General features: G+C 44.3%; 14 protein-coding genes and 1 pseudogene. 9 read left to right on the top strand and 6 right to left on the bottom strand.

The window, feature by feature from the left end; genetic code table 11:
• Positions 1 to 136: 136 nt before the first annotated feature.
• The gene (recN, locus tag EXZ60_RS07455; RefSeq protein ID WP_064624652.1) at positions 137 to 1,801 is read right to left on the bottom strand and encodes a DNA repair protein RecN; all 1,665 of its coding nucleotides are present in this window, start codon (positions 1,799 to 1,801) and stop codon (positions 137 to 139) included.
• 297 nt (positions 1,802 to 2,098) lie between these two features.
• Between recN and EXZ60_RS07450 the strand changes: the two genes are divergently transcribed.
• Entirely contained in the window at positions 2,099 to 2,251 is a 153-nt protein-coding gene (locus tag EXZ60_RS07450) for a hypothetical protein (RefSeq protein WP_161441836.1), read from the top strand.
• A 54-nt stretch (positions 2,252 to 2,305) separates the two neighbouring features.
• Here the strand turns inward: EXZ60_RS07450 and EXZ60_RS07445 are convergent.
• The 4 genes and pseudogenes from EXZ60_RS07445 to nadK all read right to left on the bottom strand — a co-directional run.
• A pseudogene (locus EXZ60_RS07445) lies at positions 2,306 to 2,434 on the bottom strand (Rid family hydrolase); the annotation flags it as partial.
• Between the two features lie 31 nt (positions 2,435 to 2,465).
• On the bottom strand, positions 2,466 to 3,680 hold the full coding sequence (locus EXZ60_RS07440) for an aromatic amino acid transporter (RefSeq protein WP_094166384.1): 1,215 nt from the start codon (positions 3,678 to 3,680) through the stop codon (positions 2,466 to 2,468).
• A 116-nt stretch (positions 3,681 to 3,796) separates the two neighbouring features.
• Positions 3,797 to 5,215: a tryptophanase gene (tnaA, locus tag EXZ60_RS07435; RefSeq protein ID WP_017043367.1), complete on the bottom strand. Its 1,419-nt coding sequence runs from the start codon at positions 5,213 to 5,215 to the stop codon at positions 3,797 to 3,799.
• 634 nt (positions 5,216 to 5,849) lie between these two features.
• Positions 5,850 to 6,734: an NAD(+) kinase gene (gene nadK / locus EXZ60_RS07430; protein WP_013857433.1), complete on the bottom strand. Its 885-nt coding sequence runs from the start codon at positions 6,732 to 6,734 to the stop codon at positions 5,850 to 5,852.
• A 142-nt stretch (positions 6,735 to 6,876) separates the two neighbouring features.
• On the opposite strand from nadK, the gene grpE reads away from it, so the two are divergent.
• The 3 genes from grpE (at position 6,877) to dnaJ (ending at position 11,157) form a co-directional block, all read left to right on the top strand.
• Complete coding sequence (grpE, locus tag EXZ60_RS07425; protein WP_277435505.1) at positions 6,877 to 7,476, top strand: nucleotide exchange factor GrpE; 600 nt, start codon at positions 6,877 to 6,879, stop codon at positions 7,474 to 7,476.
• Between the two features lie 344 nt (positions 7,477 to 7,820).
• Complete coding sequence (gene dnaK / locus EXZ60_RS07420; RefSeq protein ID WP_013857431.1) at positions 7,821 to 9,728, top strand: molecular chaperone DnaK; 1,908 nt, start codon at positions 7,821 to 7,823, stop codon at positions 9,726 to 9,728.
• A gap of 286 nt (positions 9,729 to 10,014) precedes the next feature.
• Positions 10,015 to 11,157 carry a molecular chaperone DnaJ gene (dnaJ, locus tag EXZ60_RS07415; RefSeq protein WP_277435504.1) on the top strand — a complete coding sequence of 381 codons (1,143 nt, stop codon included), beginning with the start codon at positions 10,015 to 10,017 and terminating at the stop codon, positions 11,155 to 11,157.
• Between the two features lie 109 nt (positions 11,158 to 11,266).
• Here the strand turns inward: dnaJ and EXZ60_RS07410 are convergent, their stop codons facing one another.
• Positions 11,267 to 11,698 carry a type IV pilin protein gene (locus tag EXZ60_RS07410; protein WP_170935162.1) on the bottom strand — a complete coding sequence of 144 codons (432 nt, stop codon included), beginning with the start codon at positions 11,696 to 11,698 and terminating at the stop codon, positions 11,267 to 11,269.
• 102 nt (positions 11,699 to 11,800) lie between these two features.
• On the opposite strand from EXZ60_RS07410, the gene EXZ60_RS07405 reads away from it, so the two are divergent.
• The 5 genes from EXZ60_RS07405 to EXZ60_RS07385 all read left to right on the top strand — a co-directional run bounded on the left by EXZ60_RS07405 (position 11,801) and on the right by EXZ60_RS07385 (position 16,464).
• Positions 11,801 to 12,301: a GspH/FimT family pseudopilin gene (locus tag EXZ60_RS07405; RefSeq protein ID WP_017043370.1), complete on the top strand. Its 501-nt coding sequence runs from the start codon at positions 11,801 to 11,803 to the stop codon at positions 12,299 to 12,301.
• A complete protein-coding gene (locus EXZ60_RS07400; RefSeq protein ID WP_277435503.1) occupies positions 12,279 to 12,947 on the top strand; it encodes a pilus assembly protein PilW in 669 nt (222 codons plus the stop codon). Before EXZ60_RS07405 ends, EXZ60_RS07400 begins: the two co-directional genes overlap by 23 nt.
• Positions 12,938 to 14,245, top strand: coding sequence for a hypothetical protein (locus EXZ60_RS07395; protein WP_088731982.1), 1,308 nt, complete (start codon positions 12,938 to 12,940; stop codon positions 14,243 to 14,245). Before EXZ60_RS07400 ends, EXZ60_RS07395 begins: the two co-directional genes overlap by 10 nt.
• Positions 14,235 to 14,648 carry a prepilin-type N-terminal cleavage/methylation domain-containing protein gene (locus tag EXZ60_RS07390; protein WP_277435502.1) on the top strand — a complete coding sequence of 138 codons (414 nt, stop codon included), beginning with the start codon at positions 14,235 to 14,237 and terminating at the stop codon, positions 14,646 to 14,648. Before EXZ60_RS07395 ends, EXZ60_RS07390 begins: the two co-directional genes overlap by 11 nt.
• Before the next feature lie 256 nt (positions 14,649 to 14,904).
• On the top strand, positions 14,905 to 16,464 hold the full coding sequence (locus tag EXZ60_RS07385; RefSeq protein ID WP_017045592.1) for an AbgT family transporter: 1,560 nt from the start codon (positions 14,905 to 14,907) through the stop codon (positions 16,462 to 16,464).

The raw sequence follows: 16,464 nt of genomic DNA, 5'->3' as shown, positions 1-16,464 counted from the left end.
TTCTTTGCCAATAGGTCGTAAAACTGGACTGATAATAAACAAGCTCGCAGCAGAAGTAAAAAATAGACTGAGCTACGAGCTAGTTGAGACTGCAAATTTTGAGTTTGGTTGCAAACCTAAAAAGAAAAATGTCAGCTTAGGCGGCGATCAGCAGTTCTTTCGCATTAGCAAGGGTAGATTCGGTGATTTGGCTACCCCCTAAAAGGCGAGCAAGTTCAGCGACGCGTTGTTCATTGTCTAACCGTTTCATTTGTGTTTCTGTCTTTCCTGCTTTGGCTTGCTTGCTGACAAACAGTTGTTGGTGCCCGCAACCTGCCACTTGTGGTAAGTGAGTCACACACAGTACTTGAGTTGATTCGCCTAATGTCCTTAACATTTTTCCGACCACCGCAGCAGTTGGCCCACTGATACCGACATCGACCTCATCAAAAATAAGGCTAGGAGTGTCTACTTTTTGAGCGGTGATCACTTGGATTGCTAGAGATATCCGTGACAGTTCTCCGCCTGACGCGACTTTAGCGATAGGCTGCAGCGGTTGACCTGGGTTGGTCGAGACTAAGAAGGTTACGGTGTCAAAACCCAGTGGTGATGGATGCGTTGTTTCATGATTAACTTCGATGCAGAACTTGGCTTTTTCCATGCTCAGTTCGTGCATGCTATTGGTGATTAATTTATCCAGCTCTTTCGCGTAACGGCTACGAGACTTATGCAGTTTGTCGGCACAGGTTGCAAACTGCTGATACTGTTTGGCAACGTTACTTCCCAGTTCTTGTAATTTATCTTCAGAGCAGTCAAGTTGCGCTATTTGTTTGAGCAGATCTTGGTGGTGGTGGTAAAGCGTTTCAGGAGCGATGTAGTGTTTGCGCGATATGGACATCACTTTAGAGTAACGTTCTTCTACATAAGCCATACGTTCAGGATCGACATCGATACTGTCCAGATAGTTTCGCAATTCACTGTTGGCTTCTTCGAGTTGGATGATGGCTTCAGCCACCATGTTGGGTAAGGTGGCAAGTTTTTCATCTAACTCGGCCAGTTCAAGCAAGGCGTGGTTGGCTGACTGCAGCAAACTTAGCGCATTGACTTCTTGCCCCTCATAAATAAGTTCAATGGCTTGCTGGCAAGTGGTAGCAAGCTCACCACTGTTGGCTAAACGTCTGTGCTCTTGTTCGAGTTCGGTGAACTCTTCTTCACCAATCGCCAATTCATTGAGCTCTTTGATTTGATATTCCAGCAGTTGAACTTGAGCTTGGTTTTGTTGACTATTTTCTTTGAGTTGATTGAGCTGGTTATCTGCTTGACGCCACATTTGGTAGGCTGAGCGTGTCTCTTTGACAAGACTCACGTGACCTGCGTATTGGTCCAGCATGCTCATTTGATACTCACTTTTCATCAGTTGATGATGGGCGTGTTGACCGTGAATGTTGATCAGTAATTGACCTAGAGCTTTGAGTTGTGAAAGAGGCACAGGGCTGCCATTGATGAAGGCTCGAGAGCGGCCATCTTTGGTGATGATTCGGCGTAAAATACACTCTTTTTGGTCGAGCAAGTCATTGTCTTCCAACCAGCGCGTGGCGTTGAGGTTATTGTCTAAAATAAAGGCGGCGCTGACTTCGGTTTTTTCTTCACCCTGCCTGACCATTCCTGCTTCCGCACGGCCACCAAGACATAAACTGAGCGCGTCAATTGCAATGGATTTACCCGCACCGGTTTCGCCAGTAATGGTAGTCATTCCTTTGGAAAGCTCTAACTGCAATGATTTAACAATAGCAAAATTATTCACACTTAAATGAGCCAGCATTTCTGTACCTATATAATCAAATAACACTGTATAAGTGAACAGTATAAACTGTTTTTTTATACAGTAAAGATGCCTGTCAGAAAACTATGAGTATTGGAAACTGCGCTGAGTTTAGTGCATGCGACAGAAAGTGATTTATGTTGCTTGATAGCTCTGGCTTTCTAGTGAATTTTACTTCATTCGATGGGGTTAATTAGTTTTGAATTGATTATTAAATGTTCATTAAATAGTTTGACGAGGTTCACAAAAAAGATAGAATACGCAACCTGTATACAATGTAACAAGGTGTAGTAAATCATGAACTCAGCACTTCTTTCGCTATTAGAAAATAAAAACACCTCTGAAAAAGGTAAATCCCAATCGACATTGGCTGACAAACTATCGAGTGTCATGGTGTTTGGCGCGACAATCGCCGTAGTTGGTTTGCTAGGGTTAATCTACATTGCATAAATTCACATAAAAAAGACGCTTGATGCGTCTTTTTTATCATCTAGAGAATAGCGTTTACTTGGTCGCTATCACTTCAATTTCCACTTTCGCATCCATAGGAAGGCGAGCAACTTTCACGCATGAGCGCGCTGGAAAAGAGGCTTGGTGGTTTTCAAAGAACTCGCCATCGTAATTCTCGTCATTAGTGGGTTGCCATTGGTGTAGTGAAACTGACTTAACCGCTGAATGTCGGTAATAGGTTCATCATTGACATAAAGTGGAATACTGCGGTTGCGATACCAAATAAGATCAGCATGCCGATCATTGCGTTGCCACCCGGTGCCATAAATCCTTCTTGACCACCTTCTAAAGTGCGTGATTTACGAGCCAATAACGCTGGAATTAAGCAAGCCCAGATTGTTGCAGCAGCACCCGCATAGCCAATCGCCAGAATAAAGCCGAAAGGGAACAATAAAGAAAGGGTGAGTGGTGGAATAAATGTCACTAGCCACGTTTTAGTGCGACCTTGTTTGTTGTCTTCAAATTTAAACAGGTCTGCCAGAAAATCAAAAACACCTAAGCCTACTCCAATGAACGAAGAAAGAATGGCTGCCATTGAGAAGGTGTTGATTGCGTGCGATACCTTGTCTGAATCAATCACAGAGCCTAACGCTGCTAACAGAACTTCAACGTTACCACCTTGGGCAATCACTGGGCCGAAATTGCTACGTGGTAGGTTACCGTAAATACTGACCATCCACAGGAAGTACAGACATAGTGCGATAACGGTACCGCCCAAAATGGCGTATTTTGCGCGATGCTCACATCCATAGTAAGAACGCATACTGGCCACTGAGTGATGATAACCAAATGAAGTTAAGGCCACAGGTAACATTGCCATAGCGTATGGGGCATAATTGGATTCTTCGTTAATGCGGTCGAAAAGTACGCTAGTATCTATGTTAACGGCTAAACCAGAAACACCCAATACGAAGCTCAGTACCATAAAGGCAATAAGAACAATAGAGATCCTGTCGACTGCTCGAGTAGAGTGCCAAACGAAAAGAGAGAAAACAGCAACAAACAGGACTGATGTGATTTTGTTATTGATGCCTAAAACACCTTCCAGAATTAAACCTGAAGATGTGATGTAAGCATAAAGTAAGATACCGCCGACAAAATAAACTGCTAAATTATTAATTCGGTTGACGTTATCGCCAAGGATGTCTTTGGTCACAGTGTTGAAAGACACTTTAAGATCGTAACGCTTGAATGCTTCCAATAGCATCCAACCCGAGAGTGTCATCATGATCATGGTGAAGGTAATTGTGATAAGAGACCAAGTCGTCCAAGCGCCTGCTCCCGCACTCGGTAACCCTAACATTCCGGCTCCGACACAGACGCTTGCTATGATACAAGCTCCGCCTACTAAAGATGGATTATTGTTCATAATCGTTACTCTTGTTTAAGTTTCATGTTGAGGAAAAAGCCCGCTAAATTTATAGATTTTGTTTTGCTCGATTTAGAAGGAAATAGCGCGCCAATTAGGCGCGCTTTAGTTAGTGATTATTCAACTTCCTTTAGACGGGCAGTGAAGTGGCGTAGCACTTGTGGCTCGTAGGTGAAATCGAGTCCCTTCACGTTGTGGGCATTCTCCTTTACTTTCCCAAATGCTTCGATAACGAAGTCCATGTGCGTTTGAGTGTAAGTAGCACGAGGAATGGTTAGGCGTAACAACTCAGCAGGACAAGGGTGTTGTTTACCCGTTGCAGGATCACGGCCTAATAGTAACGAACCGATTTCCACCGCGCGAATACCGGCTACTTTGTAGAGTTCACAGGCCAAAGCATGAGCCGGGAATTGATGCGAAGGGATATGAGGTAATAGTTTACCTGCATCGACGAATGCTGCGTGGCCACCAGCCTGCTGACACACAACCCCAATGGCTTCTAGGCCATCAACAAGGTACTGAACCTGGCCGATACGGTACTCTAGCCAGTCTTGGCGCATGCCATCGTATAGACCGACAGCAAGACGCTCCATTGCACCACCTTCAAGACCACCATAAGTAGGGAAACCTTCTTGAATCACACAAAGCGTGCGGCACTCTGTGTAAGTGTCCATCATCGATTCATCTTTGAAACACAACAGACCACCCATTTGAACCATTGCATCTTTCTTAGCAGACATGGCTAAACCATCTGCGTATTTATAGGTTTCACGAGTGATTTCTTCGATAGTCCAATTTTGATAACCCGGTTCGCGTTGCTGAATAAAGTAAGCATTCTCAGCAAAACGCGCGGAGTCCATGATGACAGGAATATCGTAGCGTTGAGCAATCTCGTATACCGCTTTTAAGTTAGCGATAGAGACAGGCTGACCACCGGCAGAGTTACAAGTAATCGTGCTGACAATGTAAGGTACGTTCGCAGGCCCTGCTTCTTCAATTGCCATTTCCAGTTTCGCGATATCAAAGTTACCTTTGAAATCTGCATTGACAGATGTATCGAACGCATCTTCGGTATAGACGTTTTTCGCCACACAGCAGTTAACTTGAGTGTGACCTTGAGTGGTGTCGAAGAAGTAGTTAGACAGCGCCACCATTTTTGAACGATCGAGGCCTTTTTCTTGCTCACGCTTTTTAATTAGAACAGGAATATAGATTTGCTCTGCACCACGGCCTTGGTGAGTTGGGATAGTTAACTCATAACCGAAGATATCTTTCACCGCATTCGCCAGCGCATAGTAGCTGCGGCTGCCACTGTAAGCCTCGTCACCCATTAGCATTGCTGCTTGCATTCTTTGAGTAATAGAGCCTGTGCCGCTATCAGTGAGAAGGTCAATAAATACATCGTCACTATCGATAAGGAATGGGTTCATACCCGCTTTAAGGATAGCCTCTTCGCGATATTCACGTGTTGTACGTTTTACTGGTTCAACAACACGAATGCGGAAGGGTTCTGGTAAGTGTTTAAAGTTTTCCATGATAATACCTTTGAATAATTTAAATTTCGTCAGGCGATATTAGTCAATACCCTTTATATATTTAGAGTGCAAAATATCGCGCCAAATAATTAGCGATAAAATTCGAGTGAAATAAATCTATTTGAGAATAACCAAGCAACAACTTTAAATTAATAAAGATGAATGCAAGTATCGAAAAGCGATATAAATAGATTTAGTGTTGATGCTGATTGTTTAATGGATTCGAAAGAATGCAGAAACAACCAAGCAGGTTAGGCGTGTGCAAAAGATGGTAAAATTGAGATTTGATAGTCGTGCGTGTACCAAGCTAGGGAGCTTGACCATAACTTATCTTGAATTTTTAGATTTTTACTCATATCTAAATCCGTGGTGAGTTATAGCTGGTTGACTGATGGAACAATTCTTAACCAAGTTGATCAGTAAGTAAATTGATAGAAATAATAATTGTGATCGAAGTCCTTAATTTGAATATGGAACAAATCATGGCTCACAAATAATCAGCTATAGGATGAGTAAATTTATGATGGAAAATAAATAGAAATTTAAAAACCCATTAAATATTAAAGATTCCCGATAAAAAGACCTCAATATTATTAATCGAGGTCGACAGTCAATAGAAGGTGAAGAGGTTGATTTAAAACAATTTACTCGACCAACCCAGTTTCTTTCTTAGCACGTGATAGTAGCTGTAATCTTTAGGATGAATGAGCTTTAGAATATTTGGGCTTTGGTAAATATGCACTTCATCACCGGGGGAAACCGGTAGGGATACTTGTCCATCGCAGCTAACTTCCTGTGTTCCGCGATTATCAGGCGAAACCAGCAGTTTTATCTGGCGGTTGCCATCCACAACTAGGGGGCGGCTTGAAAGGGTATGCGGGAACATAGGGACCAATGTAATGGCGTTTAAACTGGGGGATAAAATCGGCCCGCCGCCAGAAAGTGAATAAGCGGTAGAGCCTGTTGGGGTAGAAACGATAAGGCCATCGGAGCGTTGAGAAAAAGCGAAGCTGTTATCTATATAGACTTCAAATTCAATCATATGTGCAATTTTGCCGGGGTGTAATACGGCTTCATTAAGCGCTGCATTATGGCTTTTGACTTGCCCGTGGCGATGAATTTCTGTTTCCAGTAAGAAGCGTTGTTCTTCTAAATATTCGCCATTGAGTACTGCAAGTAGCCTTGGTTGAAAATCTTCTGGGTTGAGATCGGTCAAAAATCCTAAATTGCCACGATTCACCCCAATCACGGAAATGTCGAAGCGTGATAATACGCGTGCGGCACCGAGCATATTGCCATCGCCCCCAACCACAACCGCAAGGTCTGCTTTTTTGCCGATTTCAAGCAGGCTAGCGAAATGTTCCGCAGGTACACCTTCCAATATTTCGCTGAGACGATCATCAATAAAGACCGGATATCCCATTGAAGTTAGCCATTGATAAAGCTCTTTATGTGTTTGAATGGCTTGTTGATCTCTTGGTTTTCCAATGATAGCGATCACTTCAAATGGTTTTTTCATAAATTTTCCAAACTAATTAGGCTTGAATCAGGATTGTTCATCCCCATAATAAGGGCAAGTTATGCCTTTGTGCGAATTTTTGTGTGCTTAACTTTTTGAACTGTGGAGGTTAAGCGCAAAATAATTGGATTCTGGAGATATCATGAACAACGAAGAAAACAAAATCAAAGAAGAAGAACTACAGCAAGAAGTAGTGGGTCAAGAAGCTGAAGTCGTTGGTACTGACGCGGATATCGATTGGAACGAACAAGTTGAAGTCGATGAGAAAGAGTCCCAAATTGCGCAATTAGAAGCGGCGCTACTGTCGAGCGAAGCAAAAATTCAAGAGCAAAAAGACTCGGTGCTAAGAGCGAAAGCGGAAGTTGAAAATATGCGCCGCCGTTCAGAGCAAGAGATCGATAAAGCGCGTAAATATGCGTTGAGCCGTTTTGCTGAAGAGTTGTTGCCAGTGTTAGACAACCTAGAGCGCACGATTCAAGCTGCTGACGCTGAGAACGAAGTGGTGAAACCGCTGGTGGAAGGTGTGGAACTGACACGCAAAACTTTCATTGGCGTAGTTGAAAAGTTTGGCCTGAAAGAGATTAATCCTGAAGGCGAAACATTCAACCCAGAATTGCACCAAGCAATGTCAATTCAAGAGAGCCCAGATCATGAACCTAATACTGTGATGTTTGTGATGCAAAAGGGCTATGAGTTGAATGGCCGAGTGATTCGCCCTGCGATGGTCATGGTATCAAAGTAAAGAGTTGCGAAATAAGCCAAATGCTTTATTGGCGTTAATTTATTCAGTGCCAAAGAGAGGTGTACGTCGCCTCTCTTTTTTATGTCGAAATCGATTAATGTCGAGATAGAAACCTTCATTAAGTGATTTCGGGATTGAAAAAGTCGTTATTTACGCTGTTTAGTCGAAATATCATAACTTTTTTCAATTTTGCCCTTGAAAAGGTGCTGAGTGACCTTATTTATTGGGCATACGAGAAACGAACATCCTTGTTTAGTTTGTGAGTAAGGGTTGAAACCCTGTTCTCCCTCCCCCACATAGGGGGTAGCATAAAACAAAAATAGAATTTATTTGGAGATAGCCTGATGGGTAAAATCATTGGTATTGACTTAGGTACTACTAACTCTTGTGTTGCTGTTTTAGATGGCGACAAACCTCGCGTTATTGAAAACGCTGAAGGTGAACGTACAACTGCATCGGTAATTGCATATACAGATGGTGAGACGCTAGTAGGTCAGCCTGCAAAACGTCAAGCGGTAACAAACCCAACCAATACGCTATTTGCAATTAAGCGTTTGATCGGTCGTCGTTTTGAAGACGAAGAAGTTCAACGTGATATTGAAATCATGCCTTACAAAATCGTGAAGGCTGATAATGGCGATGCTTGGGTTGAAGCAAGAGGCCAAAAAATGGCCGCTCCTCAAGTTTCAGCTGAAGTTCTGAAGAAAATGAAGAAAACAGCTGAAGATTTTCTTGGTGAGCCAGTTACTGGTGCCGTTATTACGGTTCCTGCATACTTTAACGATGCACAACGTCAAGCAACGAAAGATGCAGGTCGTATTGCAGGCCTTGAAGTAAAACGTATCATCAACGAACCAACAGCGGCTGCACTTGCTTATGGTTTGGACAAACAAGGTGGCGATCGCGTTATCGCGGTATACGACCTTGGTGGTGGTACATTTGATATTTCAATCATCGAGATCGATGAAGTTGAAGGCGAGAAAACATTCGAAGTTCTAGCAACTAACGGTGACACACACCTTGGTGGTGAAGACTTTGATAACCGCATGATCAACTATCTCGTTGATGAGTTCAAAAAAGAGCAAGGCATCAACCTAAAAACTGATCCACTTGCGATGCAGCGTCTAAAAGAAGCCGCAGAAAAAGCGAAAATTGAGTTGTCATCAGCGCAACAAACAGATGTGAACTTGCCTTACATCACCGCTGATGCTGCTGGTCCTAAGCACATGAACGTGAAAGTGACACGTGCGAAACTAGAATCTCTAGTGGAAGACCTTGTTCAGCGTTCGCTTGAGCCACTAAAAGTGGCGTTGGCTGATGCAGACTTGTCTGTCGGCGACATCACTGACGTTATCCTTGTGGGTGGTCAGACTCGTATGCCTATGGTTCAGAAGAAAGTGGCTGAATTCTTTGGCAAAGAAGCGCGTAAAGATGTTAACCCAGATGAAGCGGTTGCTGTTGGTGCGGCCATTCAAGGTGGTGTGCTTGCGGGTGAAGTAAAAGACGTACTGCTACTTGACGTAACGCCTCTGTCTCTCGGTATCGAGACAATGGGTGGCGTGATGACTAAGTTGGTTGAGAAAAACACAACGATTCCAACTAAAGCGAATCAAGTATTCTCTACCGCTGAAGACAACCAAAACGCAGTAACGATCCATGTTCTACAAGGTGAGCGTAAGCAAGCCATGTACAACAAATCGCTAGGTCAATTTAACCTAGAAGGTATTCAAGCTGCACCACGTGGCATGCCACAAATTGAAGTTGTGTTTGACTTGGATGCGGATGGTATCTTGCACGTGTCTGCGAAAGATAAACAAACAGGCAAAGAGCAGAAGATCACTATCCAAGCGTCTGGCGGTTTGAGCGATGCTGAAATCGAGAAAATGGTCCAAGAAGCTGAAGCAAACAAAGAAGCGGACAAAAAGTTCGAAGAGTTAGCGACAGCACGTAACCAAGCGGACCAAATGATTCACGGTACTCGTAAGCAAATTGAAGAAGCGGGTGATGCTCTTCCTGCTGACGATAAAGTGAAGATTGAAGCGGCCATTACTGAGCTTGAAGAAGCGAAGAAAGGTGAAGACAAAGAAGCGATCGACGCTAAAGTTCAAGCGCTTATGGCTGCTGCTCAAAAACTGATGGAGATCGCTCAGCAAAAAGCTCAAGCACAACAAGCGGGTGAAGGCCAACAACAGTCTGCAGAAGACGATGTCGTTGACGCTGAGTTTGAAGAAGTCAAAGAAGACAAAAAGTAATTGATTGAGTTCCCTCCTTTTAAGCGGGGAGGGCTAGGGTTGGGTGGCTCGCGAGTTTAACCCACCCTAACTTCTCTAAGAGAAGAATGAAATCAACGGTATGATGCGGGCGTTTGGGGTAACTCTTACGCCCGTATGTCTGTAATTAATGAAAACTCATTGGTGTCCATCTAACTAACAGTGTCTTTTTAGTGTGAATTCACTAGAATCTAGAGCCATTAGTTAGGTCGATATAAACACCAAGCGGCAGCGTGTCGTTTGCGGTAACAAATTGGTGACGAAGAAGATGTCAAAACGTGATTTTTACGAAGTATTAGGCGTAGGCCGAGATGCCTCTGAGCGCGATATTAAAAAGGCGTACAAGCGCCTAGCAATGAAGTTTCACCCTGATAGAAACCAAGGGGATGACAGCGCTTCGGACAAGTTTAAAGAAGTAAAAGAAGCGTATGAAATTTTAACCGATTCGCAAAAGAAAGCGGCTTATGATCAGTACGGTCATGCTGCTTTTGAACAAGGCGGAATGGGCGGTGGCGGCTTTGGTGGCGGCAGTGCTGATTTTGGCGATATCTTCGGTGATGTCTTTGGTGACATTTTCGGTGGTGGTCGTCGGGGTGGTGGTCAAGCGCGTGCACAACGTGGTGCTGACTTACGTTACAACATGGAACTGTCTTTAGAAGAGGCCGTTCGTGGTTGTTCAAAAGAGATTGAAGTGCCAACACTGGTCCATTGTGATTCTTGTGAAGGTACTGGCGCGAAGAAAGGCTCGTCTGCGCAAACGTGTGGAACCTGTCATGGTCACGGCCAAGTACAGATGCGCCAAGGATTTTTTGCTGTACAGCAAACCTGTCCGACTTGCCATGGTAAAGGTAAGATCATTAAAGACCCATGCAACGTGTGTCACGGACAGGGGCGTAAGCAAAAAACCAAAACGCTTAATGTTAAAATTCCAGCCGGTGTGGATACGGGCGATCGCATTCGTTTATCTGGCGAAGGTGAAGCAGGAGAAATGAGCGCTCCAGCGGGGGATTTGTACGTACAAGTTCACGTCAAAGAGCACCACATTTTTGAACGTGATGGCAACAACTTATACTGTGAAGTCCCTGTAAGTTTTGCTATGGCGGCACTTGGCGGTGAAGTTGAAGTTCCAACACTCGATGGTCGTGTAAACTTGAAAGTGCCAGAAGAGACGCAAACAGGGCGCATGTTCCGTATGCGTGGTAAAGGTGTGAAAGGCGTACGCGGTGGGGCGATCGGTGATTTGGTTGTCAAACTCGTGGTTGAAACACCAGTGAAACTGAGCGCGCGTCAAAAAGAACTATTACGTGAATTTGAAGAAACTTGCGGTGGTGAAGCGGCAAATAAGCATAAGCCTAAATCGGAAGGTTTCTTTAATGGCGTGAAAAAGTTCTTCGATGATTTAACCAGCTAATTCACTGTTGAATTATTATCTATCCAATAAGGCCTGCAATGCAGGCCTTATTCGTTCCTGATACAGGATGACTTTCTCCTCCCCTCACAAACTGAACCTTTGTGGTGTTCTATTTCCAGCATGCGCTTGGTGCGGATTCGTTGGTTGATTTCAATGTCATGACCTTATCGCTGGTTAGACATTCATCCTGGTCTTGGCCTCTGGTGCTCTGCGCCGTCGCGGTGATGGTGTAGCTACTGGTTGCGGAGCTGGCGACTGAAAACTGATAGCGTTCAGCATCGCTTTCACAGATGACGCAATTTCCCCCTGAAATGATCCTGCTCCAGTCATAACCCTTATCGTAGTGATGCTCCAGTTCCAGTTGAATTCTCCCCATATCGGCGAGAGCGGTGGTTCGGTGTCCTTTTAAAACGTGCTTGGTATAACTTGGATAAGCGATTGCAGACAGTACGCCAATAATCACAACCGCAATCAATAATTCGATCAATGTCATCCCGAACGACCGCCGGTTGTGGTTGTTGCATTTAGAATTTCGAATCATCACGTGGAGTTCCTTGTTGATTTACCCGCTATTTTTATTAGGTGATAGCATTCGCGCAAGGTGAATTTTGTTTCATATTTTAATTACATAGGAATTTGGGAAATGGCTCGCGGGTTTACTTTACTTGAGCTGCTTATCACGGTTTCCGTTTTGTCTATTTTACTCACGATAGCGGCTCCCAATTTCAAACAAGTCAGTGATACGCAAAAGATGCAACGTTTAGCGGGTGAGATTAATGGTTTGATGATGAGCGCCCGTTCGGAAGCAGTAATGAGAAAGCAGCCGCTATGGGCGCATATTGTCATGTCGGGTTCGGTTAATAGCCAAGGTGAATGGCAAATCGTGCTGACTAATTCAGGAACCTATCCCGGGGGGCAAGTGATTTCATCGCTATCGGGGCAACCTTATCGCAATATTGAATTGGGGGTGAATTACCCGTCAAATCAGATCCATTTTGAAGCCATTAATGGCCGAGCTGTAAATGGGAGCCTTGATTTTTCAACACACCAAGGTGCACTCAAATTCACGACCTATAGACCTTCAGGACGAATGCGCCTATGTGGTAATGGAGGAGACTATTTTGGTTTTAAGCAGTGCAGCTAACATACCGAGAGCAAAAAAGCATGCCTATAAAGCTCATATCGCTGAAACCAAGCAGATGGGGGCAACGTTAATTGAGTTCATGGTGGCATCCATGCTTGGCTTGATTGCGATAGCCATTATCGGCTCTGTATTCATCACTGGGCAGAAGGTAGCGACCGAAAGAGGCAAGGAGCTACTGCTACTGCAACAAGTGACGGGCGCGCTGCAATACCTCAAACAAGATATTCAACGTGCAGGTTATGATGGCGGTCATGGTAACTCACTCACGTTATTGGATAGCGATGATATCGTTTTTGTTTCGGCCGACCAATCAACGCTCGCGTATGCCTACCTTGATGATACGGGGGCAACGAAACAGATCAGAAATGTTGGGTTTGTCATGACTTCTGGCGCGTTGGGTGTCTGTGACAGGCCGACGTCTGTGATTTCAGGGGCCAAAACCGTTTCCCAAGCGACGGCTGGTTGCACTGCTATTTTCGACACTAACCAGATTAATGTGACTCATTTTCAAGCCCAGCGAGCATCATTAGCGGCGAATGGTGTGAGCTCAGCCTACATGACGATCTCTATGGCAGCAGAGTTGGTGGGGGATAGCCGTGTATCAACATCATTTGGAGTGGCAATAAAACAAAGGAATTGGCAGTAATGAAGCAAGCTCAGCAAGGCGCTGTAACGTTATTGATCACCACGCTTTTGTTGGTGCTCGCTTTAGTGGTGGCATTAGGCTCCTACCGTTCGCTCTTTTTTCAGATCAAACGAGCACAAAATGAGGTGCAAGCGAGGCAACAGCATTGGCGAGCAGAAGGGGGGCTTGAGTGTGGTTATAGCCATATTGTGAACAATAAAAATAGTTCCATTCCTAATAACCTCAATACCTTGTGTGTCGATTTAGAGTTAACGTACCTCTCTGCAGACCCTACTAACGCCAGTACACTTATGTCCCAGTATCAAATGATGACGTTGAAAAAGAACATTCTGTTTCAACGTGGGAGAAGTCCAGGAGCCATTCGTTCTACTTCAGACTTAATAGTGTTTGGCTCTACACTTATTTCTCCACCAGATCCCGGGCCCAAAAATAGTGATGGGAAATATGAATGCGCGGCTATCGCCGTTGCTAAATATGTTATTGCTACGGCGGGAGTGACAAATAATGGTGTTGGGAGTGCTATTCAAAAACCAAGTGCTGTTTTTGACAATAGTGCCGATTGCGCGCCGACGCATAAAACGAACAGTAGTTCACAAAGCGGTATTTGGAAAAATAGTAGCGGTCTTTATGAAGCAGTCGATGTCAAAAATGATATTTACCGAGATGAAACGCTAAACCCATTTAAAGATCTCTTTGGTTACGAACGGGGAGAATGGGAAAAAGCACGCGACGATACTGAATTTAAGTTCTTGAGTTACACAATGACCAGTGGTGATGTTGATTGTGTTTCGAAATTTAAAGGTGCTTTGGTTCTTGGTCAGCCGAATCAAGTATGGATTGATGGCAGTTGTCAACTGAACCAAGCATCGATTGATACAATGTCAACCATACAAAATGCTCATCCTGGGACTTACCTTTTTTTGCTGGTGCATAATGGCGTGTTAGGGATTCGAGGGAGTGGCAGCATTCAAGGGGTGCTCTTTCATTTTAACAGTGGATTTGCCGCTGATACGGCAAATTGGAATGGATTTGATACTGAACTCATCGCGGATCTCAATGCTAATTTTGATGCACCGATAAAAACATTGTACGGCAGCGCTACCACCTTGACGCCAAAGCACGCTACCTACTTACAGTCGGGATCTTTTCAATTTACCGGAGGAATGGCCTTTGATACCCAAGGTCAGATAGCACTATTTTATAACTCGCTACGTTTGCAATATAACAGTGATATTGAAAACAGCTTTTCCTTTTCGGTTCCACCTAGATGGCAAAAAGGTTCATGGAATGATCTCTAAACAGCAAGGATTTAACCTAATAGAAGTGATGATATCGTTTGTTCTAATTGGTGTTGGGGCACTGGGTTTGGTCAAATTACAAGTGTTGGTTGAGCAAAAGGCGGATTTTGCCGTTCATAGTATCGAAGCACTACATTTGGCCGAACAAAAGTTGGAATGGTTTCGTAGCCGTGGCGCTTCTGCCGCGATTTCTACTCTCACGCCAGCGAATTTTGATAGTGATATTGTCAACGGACAAGATAACTCACATCCCTTTTATACACTCAGTTGGTCAGTACCAACGGTCTCTTTATCGGGCTCACTGAAAACCATTTATATTGAGTCCTATTGGCATGATCGTCAGGGAAATAAGCAGTCGGTTGAGCTGAAAACCATGATTTCGCAGTTCAGTGAGTTTGATTAGCGTCTCGATGCTTATACAAAAATGAAATATTTGATTTTGCAAATTGGTTACTGATTTGTAGGAAAAAAGAGCATAAGAATGTGTTTGGATTGTTGTGGTGGAATGCTATTTTTGCAAAATATGTCCCCGTTTTTGTAAAAAACTGTAGAAGCTTGTGCTTTGGTTGAGGCTTTTTTATAGAATAACCGACGATTAATAGGTCGGCTAAATAAATTGATATAGGCCTACAGCAGCAACATCACATATGGAGTTACGAATGAGTAACCAAGTCGTAAAACAAGCACCATTTCCGAAGCCGAGCGGTATGGATCGCTTTTTAAATTTTATTGAACGTGCAGGAAATAAAATTCCTGACCCTGCGATTTTGTTTTTCTGGGCACTGATTATTGTTTGGGTTTCATCGGCACTGTTATCGAATGTGACATTTGATTTGACCAACCCTCGAACGGGTGAAGCACTGCAAGTTAATAACCTACTGACAGGTAAAGCGCTCGCGAGTTTTCTAGCCAATATGGTGACCACATTCACCAGCTTTGCGCCGCTAGGTATCGTGCTGGTTGCCATGCTCGGTGTGGGAGTGGCTGATTCTTCAGGGTTTATCACTACAGGCCTTAAGAAAATGCTAAATTTCACGCCAGCGAAACTACTAACACCGATGCTGATTTTGGTGGCGATAGTGTCGCATACGGCTGCTGATGCTGGTTATGTATTGGTTATTCCTCTGGGTGGGATTATTTTCCATGCGGCAGGGCGTCATCCACTGGCCGGTATTGCAGCCGCATTTGCTGGTGTTTCTGGTGGCTTTTCAGCGAACTTTATCCCTTCTGGTATTGATCCTTTGCTCGCTGGTTTTACACAAACCGCCGCACAAATTTTGGATCCTCAATACATAGTGAATCCGCTGGCGAACATTTTCTTCACGGGTTTATCTTCGGTGATCATCGTCGCGATTGGTTGGTATGTGACTGAGAAAATTATTGAACCTCGTCTAGCGAATATGCCTGTCGATGAAGATGCGGAAATAGCGCCTGATCTAGGAACATTCAGCGCAACGGAATCGAGAGCATTTCGTTTTGCTGGCTGGGCAATGGTGGTAGGTATTGCATTACTAGTAGCGGCTTTGATCCCAGAAAACTCAGCACTGCGTTCGCCTGATGGTGAGCTAACGGCCTTTTCTGCGCCAGTGATGAAGTCGATCGTTCCTTTGATTTTTATCTTGTTTATTATTCCGGGAATTGTGTATGGCCGAGTGGCTGGCACCTTTAAAAACAGTAATGACGTGATAAAAGCGATGTCTGGCACCATGGCTACGATGGGCGCATACATAGTGATGTCGTTCTTCTGTGCTCAGTTCCTATCAGCGTTTGGTCAGTCTAATATTGGTACTATGTTGGCATTGTATGGCGCTGAAGGCTTAAAAGCGATGGACTTACCCGGCCAAGCAACGATTGTGGGGATGATTTTACTCACGGCTAGCGTTAATTTGCTGGTGGGTTCGGCCTCGGCAAAATGGGCATTGATTGGTCCAATTCTGGTACCTATGCTGATGGCGGTAGGGATTTCTCCCGAGCTATCGCAAGCGGCTTACCGCGTGGGCGATTCGGTTTCTAACATTATCTCTCCACTGATGGTCTTCTTCCCATTAGTCGTGGTGTATTGCCAACGTTATGTAAAATCGACGGGCATTGGCACCTTGGCTTCAATGATGATGCCTTTCTCCATTGCGATGCTGATTGGTTGGACGCTGTTCCTGCTCGCTTACTGGGCTTTTGGTATTCCGCTAGGGGTGCAAGCGCCTTACACATACAGCTTGTAG

Origin of the sequence: Vibrio sp. 1151_11 (genome assembly GCF_029478525.1) — a bacterium.
Lineage (GTDB): Bacteria > Pseudomonadota > Gammaproteobacteria > Enterobacterales > Vibrionaceae > Vibrio > Vibrio anguillarum.
The sequence above is the reverse complement of the archived record's forward strand: the minus strand, read 5'-3'. Positions and strand labels throughout refer to the sequence as shown.